We start from the raw sequence: 6,370 nt of genomic DNA on the forward strand, positions 1-6,370 counted from the left end.
TCCGAATTCACGACGATCTCATTCTCCCGCGCCGGAGAAACCCTGTCGTCCGTAGCGAAGAGGTGCTCTTAAATGGCGAATGAAGACACGCTCCGGGAGTATCTCAAACTGGTGACGGCGGATCTCCAGACCACCCGGCAGCGGCTTCAGGAGTTGGAGGAAGGCGACCAGGAGCCCATCGCCATCGTGGCGATGAGCTGCCGTTACCCCGGTGGCGTCCGCTCGCCCGAGGACCTGTGGCGGCTGGTCGAGTCCGGCGGTGACGCGATTTCCCCGCTCCCCGAAGACCGGGGCTGGGGCACCGAAAACGGTGTTTTCGCCGTCGAGGGCGGCGGGTTCCTCTATGACGCGGCCGATTTCGAGCCCGCGTTCTTCGGTATTTCCCCGCGTGAAGCGCTGGCCATGGACCCCCAGCAGCGGCTGCTGTTGGAAACGACGTGGGAAGTGTTCGAGCGCGCCGGAATCGACCCCAGGTCGCTGCGCGGCAGCCAGACCGGGGTGTTCATCGGCGGCAGCGCCATGGGCTACGGCATCGGCCTGACCGAGGTCCCCGACGAGGTCGCGGGCCACCTGCTCACGGGTGCGGCCCCCAGCGTCCTGTCCGGCCGCCTCTCCTACACGTTCGGCCTCGAGGGCCCCGCCGTCACGGTCGACACCGCCTGCTCGTCCTCGCTCACCGCGCTGCACCTGGCTGCCACCGCGCTGCGCAACGGTGAGTGCTCCATCGCCCTCGCGGGCGGTGTGATGGTGATGAGCACGCCCGCCGTGTTCGCCGAGTTCGGCAAGCAGGGCGGGCTCTCCCCGGACGGCCGGTGCCGCGCGTTCTCCGACGACGCCGACGGCACCGGCTGGTCCGAGGGAGTGGGCCTGCTGCTGGTCGAGAAGCTGTCCGACGCCCGCCGCAACGGCCACGAGGTCCTCGCCGTCGTGCGCGGCAGCTCGGTCAACCAGGACGGCGCGTCCAACGGCCTCACCGCCCCCAACGGCCCGTCGCAGCAGCGGGTGATCCTCCAGGCCCTGGCCAACGCCGGTCTGGCCCCCGCGGACGTCGACGTGGTCGAGGCGCACGGCACCGGCACGCGGCTCGGCGACCCGATCGAGGCCCAGGCGATCCTGTCCACCTACGGCCAGGACCGCGAGCGCCCGGTGCTGCTGGGCTCGCTGAAGTCCAACATCGGCCACACCCAGTCCGCGGCGGGCGTCGCGGGCGTCATCAAGATGGTCATGGCCATCCGCCACGGTCTGGCCCCCAAGACGCTGCACGCCGAGGAGCCGTCCCACCAGGTCGACTGGGAGGCCGGTTCGCTGGAGATCCTGACCGAGGCCCGCCCGTGGCCCGAGACCGGCAACCCCCGCCGCGCGGGCGTCTCCTCGTTCGGCGTGAGCGGCACCAACGCCCACGTCGTGCTGGAGGAAGCGCCCGCGGCGGAGCCGGTCGAGGTCGTGCGCCAGGGCCGCGAGGTGCTGCCGTGGCTGCTGGCCGCGCGCACCGAGGACGGGCTGCGCGAGCAGGCCCGCCGCCTGCGCGACCACCTCTCCGGCGCCGACCTCCACCTCGACGACGTGGCCTTCTCCCTGGCGACGACCCGGACCGCGCTCGCCCACCGCGCGGTCGTGGTCGGAGCCGACGCGGCCGCCCTGACGTCCGGTCTGGACGCGCTGGTCGACGGCGGCGCGGCGGCGAACCTCCAGCGCGGCGCCGTCACCGACGGCGGTCTGGCGATCCTGTTCACCGGTCAGGGGTCGCAGCGGCTCGGCATGGGCCGCGAGCTGTACGACGCGTTCCCGGTGTACGCCAAGGCGTTCGACGCCGTGTGCGCCGAGTTCGACGGCCCGGTCCGCGACGTGGTGTTCGGCGACGACGCCGCCGCGCTGGACCAGACCGGGATGACGCAGCCCGCCCTGTTCGCCGTCGAGGTGGCGCTCTACCGCCTCTTCGAGGCGGCGGGCGTGAAGCCGGAGTTCCTGGCCGGGCACTCGATCGGCGAGCTGGCCGCCGCCCACGTGGCCGGTGTCCTGTCCCTGGAGGACGCCGCGACGCTGGTCGAGGCCCGTGGCCGGTTGATGCAGGCGCTGCCGACCGGCGGCGCGATGGTCGCCCTCCAGGTCACCGAGGAGGAAGTCCTCCCGCTGATTGGTAACGGCGTTACGATTGCCGCCGTCAACGGCCCGACCTCGATCGTCCTCGCGGGCGACGAGGACGCCGTGCTCGCGGTGGTCGACGCGTTCGACGACAGGAAGTCCAAGCGGCTCACCGTCTCCCACGCGTTCCACTCGGCGCACATGGACGCCATGCTCGACGACTTCCGCGCGGTCGCGAACCGGCTGACCTACTCCTCGCCGCTCATCCCGATCGTCTCCACGGCCACCGGCAAGCTCGCCACGGCCGTGGAACTGTGCTCCGCCGAGTACTGGGTCACCCACGTCCGCACCGCCGTCCGGTTCGCCGACGCCGTCACGGCGCTGGAAGCCCAGGGCGTGTCGACGTTCCTGGAACTGGGCCCTGACGCCGTGCTCACCGCCATGGGCGCGGAGAGCGTCGAGAAGGCCGTGCTGGTCCCGGCGCTGCGCAAGGACCGCCCCGAGGTCACGGCCCTCACCACCGCGCTCGCCGGGCTGCACGTCCGCGGCGTCCGGATCGACTGGGCCGCGTACTTCTCCGGCACCGGCGCCCAGCGCGTCGACCTGCCGACCTACGCGTTCGACCGCCAGCGCCTGTGGTTGGAGGACAGCGGTTCGGTGGGCGACGTGACGTCCGCGGGCCTGTCCGCCGCCGGTCACCCGCTGCTCGCCGTGGTGCTGCCGATGCCCGACGGCGGTGTGCTGTTCACCGCCCGCCTGTCCGTCGCCACGCACGCCTGGCTCGCCGACCACGTCGTCGCGGACAACGTGGTCGTGCCCGGCACCGCGCTGGTGGAGCTGGCGATCCGCGCCGGCGACCAGGTCGGCTGCGGCCACCTGGAGGAGCTGCTGCTCCAGGCCCCGCTGATCGTCCCGGCGCAGGGCGGCATCAGCCTGCACGTCGAGCTGGACGCCGAGCCCGGCCGCCGGATGCTCACCGTCTACTCCCGCGCCGATGACGACGACGCCGCGTGGATCGTGCACGCGACCGGCGTCCTCACCGACGACACCACGGCTCCCGCGTTCGAGTTGGCGCAGTGGCCGCCCGCCGGAGCCGTCCCCCTGGACCTGTCCGGCCTCTACGAGGACCTCGCCGCGGGCGGTTTGCGCTACGGCCCGGTCTTCCGCGGGCTGGTGAACGCCTGGCGCAGCGGCGAGGACGTGTACGCCGAAGTCTCGCTGCCCGAGGCGGAACAGCGTCGGGCGGGCGCGTTCGGCGTCCACCCGGCGTTGCTCGACTCCGTTCTCCACACGCTCGGCATCGGCGACGGGTCGGAGCAGAGCGGCCCGGCGTCGCTGCCGTTCTCCTGGACCGGGGTGAGCCTGTTCGCCGCCGGGGCCGAGACGCTGCGCGCCCGCGTCTCCCCGAACGGCGACGGCATCTCCGTGGACGTCGCCGACGGCACCGGCTCGCCGGTCGCCCGCGTCGACTCCCTGGTGCTGCGGCCGATCAGCGGCGAGCAGTTCACCCGAGTCGGCGTCGACTCCCTGTACCGGGTGGACTGGACGCCGGTCACCGCCGAACCCGAGTCGGTCGAGGACGTGACGATCCTGCACGTCGCCGACTCCGCCAACGTGCACACCGTGACCGCCGAACTGCTGGCGGGCCTGAAGTCCTTCGTGGAGGACCGGTCCGAGGAGTCGGTGCTGGTCGTCGTGACCAGCCACGCCGTCGCCGCGCTGCCCGGCGAGGACATCACCGTCCCCGCCCAGTCCAGCGCCTCCGGCCTGGTCCGCTCCGCGCAGTCCGAGCACCCCGGCGCGATCGTCCTGCTGGACCTGGACGACGTGACCGCGATCGACGAGGTCCTGCCCGCCGTGCTCGGCGCGGGGGAACTGGAGGTCGCGGTCCGCGCGGGCACGCTCTACGCCCCGCGCCTGGTCCGCGCGAACTCCGGCTCGATCGCCCCGATGGCCACGGATTCCGCGTGGCGCCTGGACTTCACCACCTCCGGCACGGTCGACAACCTGACCACGATCCCGTGGCCGCACGCCGAGTCCGCGCTGGAGCCCGGCGAGGTCCGGATCGCGATGCGCGCTGCGGGCGTCAACTTCCGCGACGTGATGAACGTGCTCGGCATGTACCCCGGCGACGCCGGGATCATGGGCCTGGAAGGCGCGGGCGTCGTGCTGGAGGTCGGGCCCGGCGTGGCCGACCTCGCCGTCGGCGACCGGGTCATGGGCATGGTCGACGCCGCGTTCGGCCCGGTCGTGATCGCCGACCGCCGCAAGGTCTGCCCGATCCCCGACGGCTGGTCGTTCACCCAGGCCGCAGGCGTGCCGCTGGTGTTCCTCACCGCGCTCTACGCCCTGGAGGACCTGGGCGGCCTCAAGTCCGGCGAGTCGATCCTGGTCCACGCCGCCGCCGGTGGTGTCGGCATGGCCGCCACGCAGATCGCCCGCCACCTCGGCGCGGAGGTCTACGGCACGGCGAGCACCGGCAAGTGGGACGCGCTGCGGGCCGCCGGGATCGCCGACGACCACATCGCGTCCTCCCGCACCATCGACTTCGAGCACCAGTTCACCATCGCCACCGACGGCCGGGGCGTGGACGTGGTCCTCAACGCGCTGTCCGGCGAGTTCGTCGACGCCTCCCTCCGCCTGGTGGCGCAGGGGCACGGCGGCCGGTTCCTGGAGATGGGCAAGACCGACGTGCGGGACCCCGCCGCGGTCGCGAAGCAGCACCTCGACGTGGCCTACACGGCGTTCGACCTGATCGAGGCCGGACCGGACCGCATCGGCGAGCTGCTGACCCGCCTGCACGGCTGGTTCGCCGACGGCTCGCTCACCCCGCTGCCCGTGACGACGTGGGACGTCCACCGCGCCCCGGAGGCGTTCCGCTACCTGGGCCAGGCCAAGCACACCGGCAAGGTCGTGCTGACCATCCCGACCCCGCTCGACCCGAACGGCTCGGTGCTCATCACCGGCGGCACCGGGGGACTGGGCGCGCTCGTGGCCCGGCACCTCGTCGCCGAGCACGGCGTGAAGCACCTGGTGCTGACCTCCCGGCGCGGCGCGGACGCCCCCGGCGCCCGCGAGCTGGCCGACGAGCTGATCGGCCTCGGCGCGACCGTGGACCTGGCGGCGTGCGACGTCGCCGACCACGCCGCCGTCTCGGCCCTGCTGAAGGGGATCGAGCACCCGCTGACCGGCGTGGTGCACGCGGCGGGCGTGCTCGCCGACGGCGTCCTCGACTCGCTCACCCCCGACCGGCTGTCCACCGTGCTCGGTCCGAAGGCGGACGCCGCCGCGCACCTGCACGAGCTGACCGCCGACCTCGACCTGGCGATGTTCGTCGTCTTCTCCTCGTCCTCCGGCCTGTTCGGCGGGGCGGGGCAGGCGAACTACGCCGCCGCCAACACGTTCCTCGACGCCCTCGCGGTGCACCGCCGCCACCGCGGCCTCCCGGCGATCTCGCTGGCCTGGGGCCCGTGGGACCAGACGGCGGGCATGGGGTCGACCCTCACCGACGCCGACTTCGCCCGCATGGCCCGCTCCGGGATGCCCGCGCTGGCCGCGGCCGACGGCCTGGCGCTGTTCGACCTGGCCCGCGTCACCGACGACGCCCTGCTCGCGCCGGTGAAGCTGGACCTGTCGACGCTGCGGGACTCCGGCGAGGTGCACCCGCTGCTGCGCGGCCTGGTCCGCGCCCCGGCGCGGCGCACGGCCGCCGCCGCGGGCAAGGCCGAACCGGCCTCCTGGTCGCAGCGGCTCGCGGGCAAGACCAAGGCCGAGCAGGACGAACTGCTGCTGGACCTCGTGGTCGGGCAGGTCGCGGTCGTCCTCGGCTACGAGTCGGCGCTGGACATCAAGCCCACGCTGGCGTTCAAGGAACTCGGCTTCGACTCCCTGTCCGCGGTGGAGCTGCGCAACACGCTCAGCGCCGCGACCGGCGTGAAGCTGCCCGCGACGCTGGTCTTCAACTACCCCAACGCGATCGAGCTGGCCGCCCACCTCCGCGTGGAGCTGGTCGGCAACGACAGCCCGGCCGCGACCCTGCTCGACGAACTGGACCGCCTGGAACTCGCGTTCGGCGAGGTCGGTGCGGACGACCCGATGCGCACGAAGATCACCAGCCGGTTGCAGCGCGTGCTGGCCAAGTGGAACGGCGGCTCCTCCGAGGAGACCGCTGGGAAAGCCACGTTGGACGAGGCGGGCTACGACGAGCTCTTCGACTTCATCGACAACAACCTCAGCTCCTCGTGATCACCCTCAACTCGCCTGCACCGCTGTAGAGGAGACGACTCGA

Annotated in this window: 1 protein-coding gene; it reads left to right on the plus strand. The window is 72.8% G+C overall.

Annotated elements, in window-relative coordinates:
• Nucleotides 1-111: 111 nt before the first annotated feature.
• Entirely contained in the window at nucleotides 112-6,327 is a 6,216-nt protein-coding gene (locus ACFWW9_RS10635) for a type I polyketide synthase (protein ID WP_390374379.1), read from the plus strand.
• The last annotated feature ends 43 nt before the right edge of the window (nucleotides 6,328-6,370 follow it).

Origin of the sequence: Umezawaea sp. NPDC059074, from assembly GCF_042738955.1 — a bacterium.
Taxonomy (GTDB): Bacteria; Actinomycetota; Actinomycetes; order Mycobacteriales; family Pseudonocardiaceae; genus Umezawaea.